Genomic DNA, 16,398 nt, shown 5'->3' on the forward strand with positions numbered 1-16,398 from the left:
TAAACCATTTTCAATAACTTATAATCTTAACTGTGTATGGTGTGTATGGTGTGCATCATAGACAGTCACACTTGTCGATTGAGAGGTATTTAAATGAAAATTATTTTAAATAATGCATCAAATCAACCTTTATATCAACAAATAAAGGAACAAATTAAAGATTCTATATTTAATAATGAATTGACGGAAGGTGAACAATTACCATCAATCCGTGTATTGGCTAATGATTTACATGTAAGTATGTTAACCACAAAAAGAGTTTATGCGGAACTAGAATCCGAAGGTTTTATCGTTACCAGGGTTGGAAAAGGTACTTATGTAGCATCTACAAACTTGGAATTATTAATGGAATCTAAGCGTCATATGGTTGAAGTAAAATTGACAGAAGTGTGCAAAATGGCTCGAAGTATTGGAATCCATAATGAGGAACTCTATTCGATGTTAGATTTAATCTTAAAGGAGGAAAATGAAGAATGAATGCAGTGTTAGAAGTGAAGAATCTAAACAAAGCTTATGAGAATTTTTCATTAAAAGACGTGACATTTTCACTTAACCAGGACTGTATAACTGGTTTTATTGGTACTAATGGTTCTGGGAAAACTACTACTATTAAAGCTATCCTCGGGCTCGTACTCAAAGATTCGGGTAAAATTAATTTTTTAGAAAAGGATATAGATAAACATGAACGAAAATCCAAAAATAAAATTGGTGTCGTGTTAGACGAAGGGTACTTTTACGATGAATTAACATTAAAAGAAATGAAGAATGTAATCGCCCCTTCCTATACTGAATGGGATGAGCAAGTTTTTTTAAAGTATATTAAACGATTTAATTTAAATCTAGGACAAAAAATTTCTACCCTCTCCAAAGGAATGCGAATGAAATTTGCAGTTGCTCTAGCTTTATCCCACCACGCAGATCTATTAATAATGGATGAACCCACAAGTGGACTTGATCCATTGGTTCGAAGTGAACTAATAGACATACTTCTAGATTTTATGAAAGAACCAGGAAAGAGTGTCTTTTTTTCTACTCATATTACCTCAGATCTAGATAAAATAGCAGACATGATTATTTTGATAGATGATGGTCAAATATTAATTGATGAAGAAAAAGATGCACTAGTGGAAACACATGCATTAGTAAAAGGTGATAATCAATTGATTAATAATCAAACAGAAAAACTCTTTTTGAATTTGAGTCAAACTAAATATGGATTTGAAGGGATTACTCATAAAATAGATGATGTGTGCCGGCTTATGCCTGGTGTTTTGATGGAAAGACCAACTATAGAAGATATAATGCTTTCTTATATTGGAGGAAATACATATGCTTATTAATCTTGTTGTAAAAGACATACTATTAGTAAAAAGATATTTTTTTATTTTACTCGTTTTCGCAGCTATTGCACCAATCTATCTTTCTACTCAGTTACACCTCAACGATGGTGGACTTATTGGTTTTCTTTTAACAGTAGTTTTTATGGAGCATATTTTGTTTGGTACAATATCGAAATTCGAAGACCAATACAAAGGAGCAGCTTTACTTTGTGCAACACCATATACTAGAAGTGCCTTTGTAAAAGCAAAATATCTCTTTCTATTGGTAGTTTTTCTTTGTGCCTCAATTATTCGAATGATAATTTCAATTATTATACCATCTGGTATCGAGAATCTTAGTATAAACGCTCTCGGAATAACATTCTTAGTTGTTAGTATTTTGTTTGGAATATTACTCCCTTTCCAATTTAAATTTGGTCTTGATAAAACAAAAATGATTTCTTTTATTGTTGTCTTTTTGACACCTTTTGTAGCTCCTACTCTTATAAAAGAAATTCAGTTGAGCCATCTAAATTTTACACTCCCTCTTCCATTTCCATCAATTATCATGGCATGGATGCCTTGTCTCATTTCAATAGTTATTAGCATTATATCAATGATAATTTCACTGAAGATATATGCAAAAAAAGATTTATAATTAGTTTAAGGGGCATTTTAAAAAATATGTTTTATCGTCCCATACTTATCGAAGTTACGTCAACGCACAAGATACTTCAGTTCTCAGCGTAGGAACTACTGACAAAACCTACTAAGAAAGCTGGTAAATACGTCGATGTTCGCAGGTATCTGTCACTTCGAACATTTCGTTATTTACTTTCTAAATCTTGAGCATTGATCTATGTCTCGATTAAAATGCATCCCTTGTCAATTAAGTGATGTATTTTAGATACTTATTTGTTAAAAAAGGAAGGATGAATGTTCAATCAACCGACACAACTACTTCTTAGGAAGTGTGTTATAGTTAATTCAGAATCAATACTGCTTAGCAGCATTAATTCTCACCTATCTTTTATTTATTTGTTTTTACACCAACTTAAAGGAAAGACCAACTATATTTTTAGTTGGTCTTTCCTTTTGTTATTAGAATACGATTAAGAATCACTTAGTTTATATACACATTACTATTTATTTTACGATAATGTACATATGCTTCCGATAGAATTCTACCGTTCTCTTAATAAAATATGAAAAACATAACTAGTTAAGGTACCTTTCAAAAAAATCAAAACAAAAAGAACTTGTAATATATAATTACAAGTTCTTTTTATCGTAGCTTCAACACATTGGAACTATAGACTTGTAAACAACAACATTAAAGGAAGGGTGAATTATCCCTTTAAAATGATTATATAACTAATATTCATATTTTGAGATTGAAACCTTGAACATTTCGTTAATTTTAACGATTATTTTAATATTCTTCATTTTTAATTTACATAAACATGTTAATTTCTATACATTATAATAAAAATAATATAAAAATAAAAATATATGTGAAATTTTTTATATTTTTTTTGATAATCATAAAATATTTTATTATTATCATTGCATTTTCACTCTAATATTACCATGTTTGTAGATTGCTATTAGAGATTTACCTTCTAAAACTTACTTAAAATTGGTTAGTATTGAATACATTGACTGAAAATTGAGAAATCAAATGCATATTGATACTATTATCATATAAATTATCTGTCAGTCTAACTTCCATTACCCACAATAATGTTTTTCTATCTATGTATAGAAATAATTTATCTGTCAGTAATTTATAGTTAATTATCATATATTAAAAAGGAGGAAGTAAAATTATGAAGAAGCAAATCATTACAGCAACTGCTCTGGCTGCAACATTAGCTACAGCTGCATTACCTACAACATCAGTATTTGCTGCTGAGACAGTTGCTCCTATCCAACAACAGGAATCACAAGTTAGTATTCAACCGTTTGCACAAAGTAATCTAGAAACGGCTGTTCAAGCTGCATTAAATGGCCCCGAAGTAAAAAAAATAAAAGTATTTGAGCATGAATTTAATGTAAAAGAAATTGAAGTTGTGGATCGAGGTGCAGCTGGTAAAGATGTATACGGACAAATCTCTCATCATTTAAGCTTCCGTCCAGATGATCAACTTTACTATAAATTCACAAAAAAAGATGGTGAGGTAACGGGATTCGAATTCCATATTGATAGAGGGGGCTGGACACCGATTGTAGCTCCACTTTTATCAATTCTTGCTGCATATAACGGAATTCCTGTTAATCCAAATGATTTAAATTCACTCGGTCAACAACTTGGAAAAGTTATCGATGGTAGTTGGGAACATGCAGGACAATCTATTGCTACTGCAGTTAGTTTAAGCTTTAATGAGAAATAAGCTTACAGGCATTATTTAGGGTTACAGAGAAGTATTATTCGTAAGTTTTTCTAAAATGATATTATATGTAACAAATCCATTTCTAAATTCAATGCAGTAATAAGAGAGAGACTCTCCCCAAAAGTCTTTTGATCTCAGATATGGAATTCATATAATTTTGTCACATAATATCTTAACAAATAAAAATTTACATTAATAATTATGTAAACATTACCAATTTTAATAATTCATTGTACTTCGGAAAACAGACGTCTAGTTTAAGACTTCTGTTTTCTTTGTATAATATTAGATTTGAATTGTATGCCTTATAAAGTACATGAAGTATGATAATATACTTTGTCATCATTTCACTAAACTTGCACATGATTATTTTGGCCTTTCCACCCTTTTATGATTACATTTCTAAACTTATGTTCCCAGTGCACGATGGCTTTTGAGCAAATCTAAATGAGAATATCCCACTCTAAATTTTAAACCTAACACAATATTTTAAGGCAAATGAAAATAGTAAATCTGATGGTAGCTAACATATTATCTTATTTGACTTACTTTCTTTTTAACTTTACAAACCTTTTGGTACCTATTATAAATTTGGCACTATTTATAAAAACTAAATTTTCAAATTAATACAGTCTATTATTCTCATGCTGGACTTTATGCATATGGTAAAAGCACCTAAATTATTATATAAGACTAATCTGTTTAAAATCAGGAGAGATATAATGAAGAAAATAAAGATTATAAAACACTTAAAATTCGGGATTCTTACTTGTTTTACACTAGCGAGTTTATGTACAACTTCAATAGTATTTGCTGATAGACATTCAGGTTATTCATATGACTCCGATTTAGGTTATCGAAATCCAAACTGGATGTCAAAATTGGAAGATACAAAAAGAATAAGCGAATTATCTATTCCAGGTACTCATGGTTCTATGGCTTTACATGGAGCGAGTTTTATTGATGAGAATTTGACAAGAAATCAAACAATGCCCCTACCTCAGCAGTTCAATGCAGGAATACGGTATGTAGACATGCGTGTTAAACGTGTGAAAAATTCTTTTGCCATGCAGCATGGTATTGTAAATCAAAAAGCAATGTTTGAAGATGTATTAAAAGAAACAATCCAATTTTTAAGAGACAACCCTCATGAAACAATTTTAATGCGCTTAAAAGAGGAAACTGATCCAGAGAACGGCTCACAGTCATTCGAGGAGATATTTAAAAGTTATAAAGACCGTAATGTGTCCTACTTTTGGGAACCTAATTCTGTTCCATTTTCAGAAAGAAATAACCCTAAGTTAGGAGATATCCGCGGAAAAATTGTAATACTACAAAACTTCGCAGCATCTCAAGAATACGGTATTAATTATGAATCATTAAATATCCAAGATAATTTTGAAGTTAGCGCTGGACCGGATGGAATGTATGAAAAATGGAGTGCAGTAAAAAACCAGCTTCTAAAGGCAAATAACGACTCTAACAATAATCATATCTATCTCAACCATTTTAGTGGTACAGGTGGCGCTACAGCATTATGGAATAATTATTATCCTTGGTTTGTTGCAAGTGGAAAGGAAAATCGAGATACTGGTAGTAACCCACAGTTAATTCAAAAAAACACAACAAATGAATGGAAAGACTTCCCTCGTGATACAAACGGTCAAGTATTTTATGGTGGAATGAATACAATGGGGACAGATTTCATACTACAAGGTGGTATCAGACATTCTGGTATCATTGCAGCTGATTTTCCAGGTCCAGGTTTAATAGATAGTATCATTAAATTAAATGGGATAAACGTTAATGAAAAAGAGATATTAATTTCCCAAATTTCTTCTGACTCTAAGCCATTGCCTGGAGAAAAGAACCGATCCAGCCAAAACTTTAGTATAAATAATTTACCCCCAGGGACAATCGGTTTAAAATGGATTATTGAACCTACCCAGGGAGAGACTTCTGACAGTATCTCTTTCAATATTATGGTCGATGTTTCTCTGGGTCTAGATCGTGTTAGTTGGAGCAATATTTCAAATGAGTCCAGGACTGCAGCAGATACAAATTCTAAATATTATATCGCAAATCCAAGTGGTGTGAATCACCCATTTACAGTAAAAGTATATGCTATCACCAATTAAATTTTTTAAAGGATTTCTTTATCCCTCCTTCGGCTTAAGAAGTTCAATTACCTTATGTATCAAAAGAGCAGTCTCTCCAGGTATGCTATATTAAAGGAAATAAAGAATCCAGTGAACTTAAAAAAATTTCATGTGACATATCTTTAGGATTATAAAATAAAAAAGAATCTAGAAATTCCACTAGATTCTTTTTTGTTTTTGGAAACAATTCATATTTAGATTAAAATGTTTTATTTTATAAAAATAATTAAAATACAAATTAACAAACCGCTGAACGTCCTAAAAGTAAAAGTACAATAACTACAATTTCATTCCATGTTGGTAATTGATTTATTTCAACTTTATTCGCGGAAACACATTATATAGAAAATAACATTTCTTGGTTTCGTTCCCCGTTACTTTCATATAAATACATAATCATATCACCTTTCTATATATAATTTATTTATAGTAAAGGCGTTCCTTCTTGATTTCAAATAACTACTTATGACCAATGAGCAGTAACTACCGTATCTTAATGATACTTATAGCATAGAAAAACTGACTGTAAAACATATTCTGTTTTCTTAAAATAACGATATAAAATCAATAAGTAATAGTTGATTCTCCTATTCTTTCTCACAACTAAAAAATTATTATAATAATCATTACACTAACTACCCATAAACTCCATATATACTACAGATTATGTTTGTATGATACGTATATCAATAGAAAGGGATGATATATATTGCTGACAATTTATATAATATACCTGTTTTTATCAATTGCTATCATGCTATTTTTATTTACAAGTACAATCGGTTAATTTTATAGATTATATCAAGCTCGCTTCTTTTCATACAAGAGAACGTCTATTTCTTCACTAAATTAAAGAGAAAATCCTATTACTATCAAGTCGAAATTAGAGAGATTCAGTTTAAGAGAAAGCGTTCTTCTTTTTCTATAAAGCTAAGTCATTATCTTAAAGAAGATATAGATATCTTTCGGTTCCCTCCTACATATAAAGCAATTTACCCTGCTTCCTAATACCCACTGATTTGTTACACAAAAATAAAAATTTGAATTTCAAAACACCCAGGAATACAATGAATATAGTATATACCTTATTTTTTAGAAAGAAGGATTGAACACGAAAACCAAAGTAGCTAAATCAATTCAAAATTTACAATTGAAATCATTTGAAATGATGACAAATTCTGTTTCTTTTAAATCTATTTTGCGTGGAACTGGTATGACTTTTGTAATTATTTTTGGATCATCTTTCATTAACAACTCTTCTTTATTTTCATTAAATTCTTTGATGGTGATATTGGGTTTCTTTTTAATCTTTACGCCATATATGTTTAATATTGCTGAGAAGTCTAATATATAACTTAATTTCCGACGTTTAATCATTGACTTAAAAATTTTAAGCACCCAAAACAAGAAATTCACACACTTTTAATTAAAAGGTGTGAATTTTTTGTTTGGGTCTATTTCCTCTTAAATTTATAATTAAGTGTTACTACTTCAATTAATTAATTTTTATTTCTAGTTTAAAATTATGCAAATGGGTAGCCTGTATCTTCTCTACAATACAATCCCCCCTATTTAACTATTTATATTGTATAGATTACCTAATCCCCCATACAAAACTCTAAAAGTATCTTCATTTTTTATATTATATTTATATAGAAGTTTCCCTTTCTTGAAAACATACTATACTATAAAATTAAATTAACAAATATTATTTAATGGAGGTTCATAATGAATAAAACAGAACTAATTAACCAAGTATCTGAGAAAACATCACTTACTAAAAAAGAGGCTACCGTATCTGTACAAGCTATCCTAGATCAAATTACGCAATCTCTTCAAAAAGAGCAATCCGTACAGTTAATTGGATTTGGTACATTTGAAGTACGTAAGCGTTCTGCACGTACTGGTCGCAATCCCCAAACGGGCGAAGAAATGCATATCCCAGGAGGAAAAGTACCTGGATTTAAAGCTGGAAAAGCTTTAAAAGAGGCTGTTAAATAAGGTTTAATTATCTATCTAAAAAGGAATGGAGATTTTTATCTCCATTCCTTTTTAAATTAATCATATATTTTTTCGGAAAATAATTAACTAGTTATTTATCATTTTCACGATTTCCATACCCCACACACTCTTCTAGTCGTGGTATTTGTTTTTTAGATGCTAGGTGCATCTTTTACTGCTAATTTTTTCTGACTTAAATAAACAGCTCGATCCGATTTTTTTGCAACTTCCTGAGAATGCGTTACAACAATTACACATTTATTTTCTTGATGAGCGAGCTCCTGGAACAAATCAATAATGTCATTTGCTGTTTCTTCATCAAGGTTTCCTGTCGGCTCATCCGCAATCAATAAATCAACATTACAAGATAGTGCTCGGGCAATTGCTACACGTTGTTGTTGTCCACCGCTTAGTTGTAAGACATTTCTTTTCGCTTCTACTTCTGTGAGTCCTACCTTCTCTAATAATTCTAATGCTCTTGCTTTTTTATTTTTCACCTTTACACCTGTAATTTCCATTGCCGTTAGTACATTCTGAATGGCAGTCATATAGGTAATTAAATTATAGGATTGGAAAATTACGGATACATTTTGATTACGGTATCGATCCAAACCAATTTTTCGAATATCCTTGCCATTATAAAGTACATAACCATTTTTAGGTATATCAAGCCCACAACCTAAGCTAAGCGTGGTGGTTTTACCAGATCCAGATGGTCCTAAAATCGTGTAGAAATGCCCTTTTTGAAAAGAAAAATTAACATTATCTAGTATCTTTACTTTTTTTCCGTTACTTTCATAATAATAATCTAAGTTTTTAAATTGTAAAATCGTCTCCATATCGAGCCTCCTTATTCATCTTTTAAAAGAATTTGTTTTGGATTTAAGCGTAGAATAGATAATGCTGGCAAAATAGTTGCTAATATAGCAATAGCTAGTCCAATCCCTCCCATTTTCCCTACGTCTTCTCCTGTTACACTTACGTTAATTTTATCTATTGGATCCTCTTTTTGATTTTGTACAGTTCCACCTGGTCCAGCCACCATTACAGCCCCATTTTGTGAAGTGTCTGTTTCTTCGCCTGCTGTAGCAACTTCACTCGAAAGTAAATTATCCCCTACGAATTGAGAAACTTTAGCTCCTGTTGTTAGAGATAATCCAAATGCTAAAATAGCGATACATACTACTTCTACTATGAACTGCGCCATCAGTTTCCATTTTTTCTCTCCAATGGACAATAAAATTCCCATTTCCTTACGACGTGCTTTAATCGATAACATAATAATTAATCCTAAGATAATTGCACCTGCAATAGATACCATATAGATAATCATTTGAGAAGTAGAAGCGATATTTTCGATAGGACCAATCATTTGTTTGTACAACGAATCATGTGCATCTAACTTAAAATAATTAAAATCAATATCAGATTTTTTTGCTTCTTTTTTAAATCCATCAATGTATTGTGGATCGTTCAAGAAGTACACGGCTTGAAAACTATTACCCATACCGTCATCTGTTTCTAATTTTTTTAAAGTAGAGTAAGGCATATATAGCTTATTAGCTGGATCCATCATAGGAGGAGCATGCTGACCCATTGGTTGCTCATTTGTTTCATAAATACCAATAATTTCAAATTCAAGAGTTTGCTTCTTATCCCCTGATTGAATTTTAATCTTATCTCCTACTTTCAAATTGTTTTGTTCCGCTAATCGTTTTTCCATTAAAGTTACATTCTGATCTTTCATCTTTTCTGTAATTGGTTTCCCATCAATGATTTTACTTTTTCCATTTTTAAAATTTTCTTGTAATACAGTTTTACGAACTCCTTCTATCATAAGAGAAGAATTCATATCTATTTCTGAGCCCGAACCTGATCCACCCGCTGCTGCCACCATTCCAACTCTACCTTTTCCTTCATCTTCTCCTTCTGAAGCACCTACTAGTTTAAATCCATCCGAAATTCCGAAAGTATTGGTTATGTAATTATAATCTTTTACATACTTGGACTTCGCTAATTGATCTGCTTCTTTAATGTTGAGCTTTGGTGGCTTAGGCATCTCTCCAGTTTCCCTAGTTTGTTGACCTAATTTATCAAAATCAAGACCTAAAGTGACATCTGCACCTAATTTTTTTCTTGCTGCATCCGCAGCTTTTTTTGATGCATTTTGAATTGCGAATCCGGCCAATACTAAATTTGTAACAATCAGAAAGACCGCCATCAAAATTAATGATGTCCCGACTCTTTTTTTCATACTGAGAATTGCACGTTTCATAAAGTTCATTTTTCCTTACCTCCTTGATAATTTGTATTTTATATAGGTTATCTAGAGTCTATATGAAGCTTATCTGGAGTTTATCTAGAGATATTAGGGCTTATCTGGAGTGTATATGTGGTGTTTCGTTAAAATAGGTAAGAAAAACTGGAATACAAGTTAAAATACTTAATTTATTTTGAAGATTGATAAGAAGTAGTCCATTTAATAGTGAATGAGGACAAACGAAATACTAATAGAATAAATTTAGTCACCAACTTGATTAACTAGGGAAATGCATACAAACATGGGATAACACCTTCCATTTATAACCACAGTATAGGATGAAAAACTATAACTGGAAAATAAGCCTCTTTCATGGAATAACAATGTGGTTATTTTTCTTCTTCACATTTACCACTCCCAATACATCTAGTCCCCACACGGTAAGCACAAATAAAAAACCACCGAAAGGCGGCTAAATTTTTAAACGTCCATTATTTGATCTGTTTATTTCACATTTTTTGTTAGTATTTCCTTTCATCATATCTAAAACAGAGCTATTTTCTTAGTGACAAGGTCGATCAAACTATATAAGCGGCTAATCCATTCTAATCATTCGCCATATTATGCATCATAATCTATAAAATACGTATCTACAAATCAAAGACCTAAAAAAGAAAAAATCTGAAACCCCTTCTGGCATAAGGAGTTTCAGATTTTTTTATTTTAGTAATACCCTTTGCAACAAGTTGCCATTAGGATAGTGTATCAGCAACTTGTAGCTATTACTATGAATGCTAGATTCCTCAAAATTATTCCATATTTTTTCATTATATTTATATTATTCTATGCTTTGTTCTAAATTATAATTCCATATTTATGGACAAAAGTTTAAATTTATGGAATTTTGTACAAGCTATTTATACATCATTCTTAATTAGGAGGGATTCTTTATGTTTGGTCTAGGAAAAAAAAGAACTCCATTTGGTGATTATTTAGATCACAGAGGAATCAAACAACAATGGCTTGTACAAAGAACTGGATTAAGTAAATCTCTGATAAGTGATTTAGCAAATAAAAAGGATCGTATTCCCACTTTAACATCTGCAACTAAAATCATTAGAATACTAAAAAAATTTGATAAGCATATTGATTATCAGGATTTTTGGAATATTGATATTTAAAACTTCTAGAATGTACTACACATCTAATTGTCTCTAATCCAATCGTGTAGATTACTAAAAACATAGATTTTCCCCTTTATAACTATTGATTATTTAACACTTATAATACAAAAATTACTTTTATTAAAAAGGAGATAAATTTCTATTTAGCTCTGTTCATATCCCCGCTTAAAATAATTAATGATTACATCCCACTTCATTTTTGACAAATCAATTCTTTAAAGACATTTTTATTAGAAATTCTAAATTTCGTTGTTTTTTATCCAGAAGCCTTAATATACATTTGATATTATTCTAAAATTTATAGCGCACTATTCGAACATTTTGTGAAAACCACCAAAAAACATCACAAACTACTAGTAGTAGGTATTAATTTCCTGTGTTTGTTCCAAACACCGTGTTAAACTGAAGGGGTTTAACAGATCTACTCTAATAACATTAATGAAATGGGGTATTTACTTGAACTTTCCACAATTAAAAATCGGGCATATGATGCCAAAGGTCCCAATTCTACAGGGAGGAATGGGCGTAGGCATTTCATTAAGTAAACTTGCATCTGCAGTTGCAAATGCTGGAGGAATTGGGATAATATCAGGAACTGGTATTTCCATAGATGAAATGAGAATGCATATTAGGAAGGCGAAAGAAAAGATTCGGAATACTGGTTATATTGGAGTAAATGTCCTTTTTGCAATGAATGATTTTGCTGAAAAAATGAAAGCAGCCATTGAGGAAAAAGTTGATTTCATCATATCTGGTGCTGGCATTTCGCGAGATATGTATACTTGGGGGAAAAATGCCGGCATACCAGTTATTTCAATAGTTTCCTCAGCCAAACTCGCTAAATTATCTGAACGATTAGGTGCAGCCGCTGTTGTAGTAGAGGGGCATGAAGCAGGAGGACATCTGGGTACCGAGCGACCTTTATTCGATATCTTACCGGAAGTAGTTGCAGCAGTCGAAATTCCCGTAATTGCTGCTGGAGGAATTATGACCGGGAAAGATATTGCTCGTGCCTTAAAAATGGGTGCATCTGGTGTGCAAATGGGGACAAGATTCGTTGCAAGTAATGAGTGTGACGCACCACTATCCTTTAAGGAAAAATATATAAATGCTCGATTAGAAGATACTATATTAGTCAAAACAACTGTCGGTCTCCAAGGTCGTGCGGTAAAAAATAACTTTACTAAATTAATAGCTGATAATAATAAAAAAATAAAAATAAAAAAGTGTATAAATTGCTTAAAAAACTGTTCTTATCGTTTCTGCACGCTAGATTCTTTGATAACCTCTATGGATGGTGATTGTGAAAATGGTCTTGTTTTCGCAGGTGCACGAGTAAATGAAGTCAAAGAGATTTTGCCCGTCCAAACAATTATTAACAATATTATGATGGAATATAGAGCATGTATTTAGCGTAGCATCCATGTATAGTTCTTTAAAAAATATTTAATGTTGTAAATTCTTATTTTCCTGACGATACATCAACTAATAATTATGGGCATTATTGATCATAAAAAAGAACACCTAAAAATGCTGTAGGTGTTCTTTTTTATTTATAATTGGATAATTTCTCTTATTTCTTCTATAGGTAACTTCGTAAATTTCGCAATATCCTCTACAGACATTCCGTTTTTATACATACCACATACCAATTGTATACGCTCGGCTTTTTTCCCTTCTTCAATACCCTTTTCAATACCTTTTTTGATTCCTTGCTCCTCTGCATGAGCAAACTTTGCAGCTTCATCCATTAGGGTTTTTTCCCTCGCTTCATAGGCTTGTCTGAAAGTCGAATCTTGACTCATTCGCTCCCACTTATTCATTGCTTTTTGTAAAATCGGATCTTGATTCATCGCAATGTCCTCCAATGTTTGAGTTAAGTGTTCATCTTCATTTGCCGGAAGTAATAACAGCCAACGAACAAATGAATCTTCCCACGGATTAACCTTCTCTTCCCGCCATTGTTCCATTAATTTAGGAAGCTCTATAACATGAATCTCTATATCATCACTAAACTGCTTTTGCTGTTGTACATTCCATAGCTTTCCCGTTGTATGAAATTCCTCATATTCGGGAAAAAGTACGAAGTTTAACAAATTAATAGTAATTGTTTTACTAAGAGAGCTGTAAGGCATCCCTTTTTGTAACTGTGAAGTATATAATTTACCCCAGTAATACAAACTTCGTTTAATCATGTCGTGATTATTATTCAGCTGAATTTCTACGTTTACTTTAGTACCTGTGTCTAATGTGGCTGAGACATCTAAAATTGATAATTTATCATCCTCGTGTTCTCGATGTAAATGTGGATCCTCTAATTGTAGTGACATAATAGGTGATTCTAATGAATTCTTTAGCATGGCATTTAAAAATGTGATAAGAATATCCTCACTACCACTTGTCCCAAATAATTGCTTAAAAGCAAAATCAATTCGTAAATTTACTAATGACTTGGTCATGACTTTCCTCTTCCTGTCTAAGAAACTCTCTTTTCTTTATTGTACATAAAAATTAGGTAATCATGCAAATAGGAACATTTACAAAAGATAACGCTATCATTCTTTTCAAAAATATAGGTTCACTAGAAGATAAAGGTACAATTAATAGTTAATTTGGTGAATTATAACATATATTATCTTTAAATAATACCTATTCAAAAAAATAATGGATTATTTGTGACATAATTGTTAAATGTAGGGATTTAAAAAGGCTTTCTATATAAAAAAATAGAAAGGTGATGGTGTACGGATAAAATATAAGGGGGATTTATATTATGTTTTCAAAAAAACAAAAATTAGTAACAGTGGTTACCACTCTGACGCTAGGATGTGGATTAGCTTTCGGATTAACTCCTACTTCGGCAGATTCTATAAGTAATCCTACTCCTATTAAGGAAGAACAAGTAAGAATACAAATACCTTTCACTGGATATGTTATTTCAGCAGATGATAATTATTTGGTTGTAGCTGACACTAATACAAAAGAGGAGGCACTTTCTTATCAAAATAATTGGTGGGAATTAGCTTCTCAGAATAAAATTTTACGTGTTCCTATTACTAGCAAAGATAACTATAGCGTAGGTGAAAAACTAAATATATTTTCCGTAGGATGGACTCACTCTATTCCACCAATCGCTGTTATGCCTGTTATCGAAAAAATAATTGAATAAATTGTATATTTTTTACAAAAGAAGATAGCCCTTACAAATGGCTATCTTCTTTTAAACTCATTTATTCTAAATTGGACTAAAGAAGTTTTGTTTGTAACTATCTTTATAAATTTATGCTATAACAACGCTTGTGCACTTTTGTATTTACTGAACTATGGCTTGTTCTTCCTTCTTCATAGCTCTAATGGATTGAGCTACTTTAACCATCATAGAACATTCTATCCTCTTGCGGAAGATTTTACAGCTGAACTCATGTGTTCCCTTAAGGGAACCCGTTGCATGTATTGTATTAGCTGGGCAACCGCCGCTACAGTAAAGCTGTGCCCAACATTCCTGACATTCCGTTTTTGAATAGCAATTACTCTTCTTAAATTGAGACTGTATCTCTGTTTTTGTAATGCCATCCCAGATATTCCCCATACTATATTCTTCTTCCCCAACAAACTGATGACAAGGAAATATCTCCCCCCATGGGGTAATAGCAAGGTATTCAGTCCCAGAACCACAACCAGAAATTCTTTTTTGAACGCATGGACCTTCTGAAAGGTCAAGCATGTAATGATAGAAAGTAAAACCGCTTCCTTTTTCCTCACGGTTTAGCATTTCCTTCGAGAGAATTTCATATTGATTGTAAATTTCCAAAAGATCTTCTTCACCGAGCGCATATGGTTCTCTTGGATTACAGATAACGGGTTCCATTGATATCTTATTAAAACCTAGATCAGCGATGTGATAAATATCATTGGTAAAATCGACATTATTATGGGTATAGGTTCCACGTACATAATATTCTTTATCTCCACGCTTCTCAACAAATTCCTGAAACTTTGGAACAATATGATTGTAGCTACCCTTCCCATTGACAGTTTTACGTAGATAATCATGAACTTTTTTTCTTCCATCAAGGCTTAATACAACATTGTGCATTTCCTGATTCAAGAAGTCAGTAATTTCATCATTAAGCAGCATACCATTTGTAGTAAAGGTAAAACGAAAAGTTTTTTTGTACTCTTTTTCTTTATTTCTTGCATAGGCGACAATCTGTTTGACAGTCTTCCACGCCATGAGTGGCTCCCCACCAAAAAAATCAACATCGAGATTTTGATGATTACCTGAGTTTTCTAATAGAAAATCGATGGCTCTTTTTCCAACTTCATAACTCATGATGGCCCTATTTCCATTGTATTTTCCTTGGCTAGCAAAGCAGTATTCACACGACAGATTACATGTATGCGCAACATTAAGGCAAAGAGCCTTCACATAAGTGGGACGATTTATCAAATCAATTGAAAGGTCCTTATAATCATCATCGGTAAAAAGCTTCCCATCTCTTTTTAGTTCTTCAATATCTGCAATTGTTTCTCGAATTTCCTTCTCGGAAACGTGGAAATCATATTTATACTTTTCCTGCATCATTGACAGGATTTCTACCATAGGAGTATTCTCATATAGCATAATTATTTCATAAGCAAGATCGTCAACGACATGTACCGAACCGCTATAAGTATCTAACACGATATTGTATCCATTTAATTTATATTGATGAATCATACTGGATAATCAAACTCCTTTTTCATAAAGATTGCCGCCCATATAAAATATAACTGAGTACAATACTACTTGTTTCCTATCTATTTATTGTATTTTCACACTTTTGATTTGCAACTCCACATGAGGTTTTACAAGCAGACTGACAAGATGTCTGACATGCACCACACCCACCATGTTTTATAGTATCTTGCAGTTTACAAGTGCTCAGTGTTATAATTCTTTTCATTGTTTATAACCTCCTTTTGAAATAATTTTGAAGAACTAAGGTATATATTTGTGAAAAAAATCACAATCATATACCTTAGTTCTTCATATTGTAATTATTTATACATTCATAAATACGGTACGTGAAATTACAACAT

15 protein-coding genes are annotated in these 16,398 nt (G+C 31.8%); 9 read left to right on the forward strand and 6 right to left on the reverse strand.

Features of this window, described 5'->3' with window-relative positions; all coding sequences use genetic code 11:
* The first annotated feature begins 93 nt into the window (after positions 1–93).
* The 5 genes from ACTFRY_RS24365 (at position 94) to ACTFRY_RS24385 (ending at position 5,850) form a co-directional block, all read left to right on the forward strand.
* Entirely contained in the window at positions 94–477 is a 384-nt protein-coding gene (locus ACTFRY_RS24365) for a GntR family transcriptional regulator (RefSeq protein ID WP_000691660.1), read from the forward strand.
* A complete protein-coding gene (locus ACTFRY_RS24370) occupies positions 474–1,340 on the forward strand; it encodes an ABC transporter ATP-binding protein (RefSeq protein WP_000994767.1) in 867 nt (288 codons plus the stop codon). Before ACTFRY_RS24365 ends, ACTFRY_RS24370 begins: the two co-directional genes overlap by 4 nt.
* The gene (locus ACTFRY_RS24375) at positions 1,330–1,977 is read left to right on the forward strand and encodes an ABC-2 transporter permease (protein ID WP_440032426.1); all 648 of its coding nucleotides are present in this window, start codon (positions 1,330–1,332) and stop codon (positions 1,975–1,977) included. Before ACTFRY_RS24370 ends, ACTFRY_RS24375 begins: the two co-directional genes overlap by 11 nt.
* Positions 1,978–3,148: 1,171 nt before the next feature.
* The gene (locus tag ACTFRY_RS24380; protein ID WP_000744122.1) at positions 3,149–3,712 is read left to right on the forward strand and encodes a hypothetical protein; all 564 of its coding nucleotides are present in this window, start codon (positions 3,149–3,151) and stop codon (positions 3,710–3,712) included.
* Positions 3,713–4,434: 722 nt separating this feature from the next.
* Entirely contained in the window at positions 4,435–5,850 is a 1,416-nt protein-coding gene (locus tag ACTFRY_RS24385) for a phosphatidylinositol-specific phospholipase C (protein WP_000721291.1), read from the forward strand.
* Between the two features lie 1,158 nt (positions 5,851–7,008).
* Here the strand turns inward: ACTFRY_RS24385 and ACTFRY_RS24390 are convergent.
* On the reverse strand, positions 7,009–7,278 hold the full coding sequence (locus ACTFRY_RS24390) for a hypothetical protein (protein WP_000498950.1): 270 nt from the start codon (positions 7,276–7,278) through the stop codon (positions 7,009–7,011).
* A gap of 321 nt (positions 7,279–7,599) precedes the next feature.
* Here ACTFRY_RS24390 and ACTFRY_RS24395 point away from each other — a divergent pair, with 321 nt between their 5' ends.
* A complete protein-coding gene (locus ACTFRY_RS24395; RefSeq protein WP_001043922.1) occupies positions 7,600–7,872 on the forward strand; it encodes an HU family DNA-binding protein in 273 nt (90 codons plus the stop codon).
* A gap of 152 nt (positions 7,873–8,024) precedes the next feature.
* Here the strand turns inward: ACTFRY_RS24395 and ACTFRY_RS24400 are convergent, their stop codons facing one another.
* Both ACTFRY_RS24400 and ACTFRY_RS24405 read right to left on the reverse strand, forming a co-directional pair.
* A complete protein-coding gene (locus ACTFRY_RS24400; RefSeq protein WP_000447832.1) occupies positions 8,025–8,711 on the reverse strand; it encodes an ABC transporter ATP-binding protein in 687 nt (228 codons plus the stop codon).
* 11 nt (positions 8,712–8,722) lie between these two features.
* Positions 8,723–10,156 (reverse strand): ABC transporter permease, encoded by a 1,434-nt coding sequence (locus ACTFRY_RS24405; protein ID WP_025966272.1) that lies wholly within the window; start codon positions 10,154–10,156, stop codon positions 8,723–8,725.
* 926 nt (positions 10,157–11,082) lie between these two features.
* Between ACTFRY_RS24405 and ACTFRY_RS24410 the strand changes: the two genes are divergently transcribed.
* On the forward strand, positions 11,083–11,313 hold the full coding sequence (locus ACTFRY_RS24410) for a helix-turn-helix domain-containing protein (protein ID WP_000467331.1): 231 nt from the start codon (positions 11,083–11,085) through the stop codon (positions 11,311–11,313).
* A gap of 441 nt (positions 11,314–11,754) precedes the next feature.
* Positions 11,755–12,729: an NAD(P)H-dependent flavin oxidoreductase gene (locus ACTFRY_RS24415; protein ID WP_000871005.1), complete on the forward strand. Its 975-nt coding sequence runs from the start codon at positions 11,755–11,757 to the stop codon at positions 12,727–12,729.
* A 140-nt stretch (positions 12,730–12,869) separates the two neighbouring features.
* On the opposite strand, the gene ACTFRY_RS24420 is transcribed toward ACTFRY_RS24415, so the two are convergent.
* Positions 12,870–13,775 (reverse strand): Rpn family recombination-promoting nuclease/putative transposase, encoded by a 906-nt coding sequence (locus ACTFRY_RS24420; RefSeq protein WP_000167466.1) that lies wholly within the window; start codon positions 13,773–13,775, stop codon positions 12,870–12,872.
* Positions 13,776–14,089: 314 nt separating this feature from the next.
* Between ACTFRY_RS24420 and ACTFRY_RS24425 the strand changes: the two genes are divergently transcribed.
* Positions 14,090–14,485 (forward strand): DUF3221 domain-containing protein, encoded by a 396-nt coding sequence (locus ACTFRY_RS24425; protein ID WP_000491772.1) that lies wholly within the window; start codon positions 14,090–14,092, stop codon positions 14,483–14,485.
* Between the two features lie 144 nt (positions 14,486–14,629).
* Here the strand turns inward: ACTFRY_RS24425 and scfB are convergent, their stop codons facing one another.
* The gene (scfB, locus tag ACTFRY_RS24430; RefSeq protein WP_000581826.1) at positions 14,630–16,036 is read right to left on the reverse strand and encodes a thioether cross-link-forming SCIFF peptide maturase; all 1,407 of its coding nucleotides are present in this window, start codon (positions 16,034–16,036) and stop codon (positions 14,630–14,632) included.
* A 76-nt stretch (positions 16,037–16,112) separates the two neighbouring features.
* Positions 16,113–16,262, reverse strand: a complete 150-nt coding sequence (scfA, locus tag ACTFRY_RS24435) for a six-cysteine ranthipeptide SCIFF (RefSeq protein WP_000821352.1) — start codon at positions 16,260–16,262, stop codon at positions 16,113–16,115.
* Positions 16,263–16,398: the final 136 nt, after the last annotated feature.

The organism is Bacillus cereus group sp. MYBK195-1, from assembly GCF_051916605.1.
GTDB lineage: Bacteria > Bacillota > Bacilli > Bacillales > Bacillaceae_G > Bacillus_A > Bacillus_A cereus.

Excerpts from the sequence above, each read along its gene's own strand:
- ACTFRY_RS24365 (WP_000691660.1), top strand. The coding sequence starts at position 94 with ATGAAAATTATTTTAAATAATGCATCAAATCAACCTTTATATCAACAA.
- ACTFRY_RS24370 (WP_000994767.1), top strand. The coding sequence starts at position 474 with ATGAATGCAGTGTTAGAAGTGAAGAATCTAAACAAAGCTTATGAGAAT.
- ACTFRY_RS24375 (WP_440032426.1), top strand. The coding sequence starts at position 1,330 with ATGCTTATTAATCTTGTTGTAAAAGACATACTATTAGTAAAAAGATAT.
- ACTFRY_RS24380 (WP_000744122.1), top strand. The coding sequence starts at position 3,149 with ATGAAGAAGCAAATCATTACAGCAACTGCTCTGGCTGCAACATTAGCT.
- ACTFRY_RS24385 (WP_000721291.1), top strand. The coding sequence starts at position 4,435 with ATGAAGAAAATAAAGATTATAAAACACTTAAAATTCGGGATTCTTACT.
- ACTFRY_RS24395 (WP_001043922.1), top strand. The coding sequence starts at position 7,600 with ATGAATAAAACAGAACTAATTAACCAAGTATCTGAGAAAACATCACTT.
- ACTFRY_RS24400 (WP_000447832.1), bottom strand. The coding sequence starts at position 8,711 with ATGGAGACGATTTTACAATTTAAAAACTTAGATTATTATTATGAAAGT.
- ACTFRY_RS24405 (WP_025966272.1), bottom strand. The coding sequence starts at position 10,156 with ATGAACTTTATGAAACGTGCAATTCTCAGTATGAAAAAAAGAGTCGGG.
- ACTFRY_RS24410 (WP_000467331.1), top strand. The coding sequence starts at position 11,083 with ATGTTTGGTCTAGGAAAAAAAAGAACTCCATTTGGTGATTATTTAGAT.
- ACTFRY_RS24415 (WP_000871005.1), top strand. The coding sequence starts at position 11,755 with ATGAAATGGGGTATTTACTTGAACTTTCCACAATTAAAAATCGGGCAT.
- ACTFRY_RS24420 (WP_000167466.1), bottom strand. The coding sequence starts at position 13,775 with ATGACCAAGTCATTAGTAAATTTACGAATTGATTTTGCTTTTAAGCAA.
- ACTFRY_RS24425 (WP_000491772.1), top strand. The coding sequence starts at position 14,090 with ATGTTTTCAAAAAAACAAAAATTAGTAACAGTGGTTACCACTCTGACG.
- scfB (WP_000581826.1), bottom strand. The coding sequence starts at position 16,036 with ATGATTCATCAATATAAATTAAATGGATACAATATCGTGTTAGATACT.
- scfA (WP_000821352.1), bottom strand. The coding sequence starts at position 16,262 with ATGAAAAGAATTATAACACTGAGCACTTGTAAACTGCAAGATACTATA.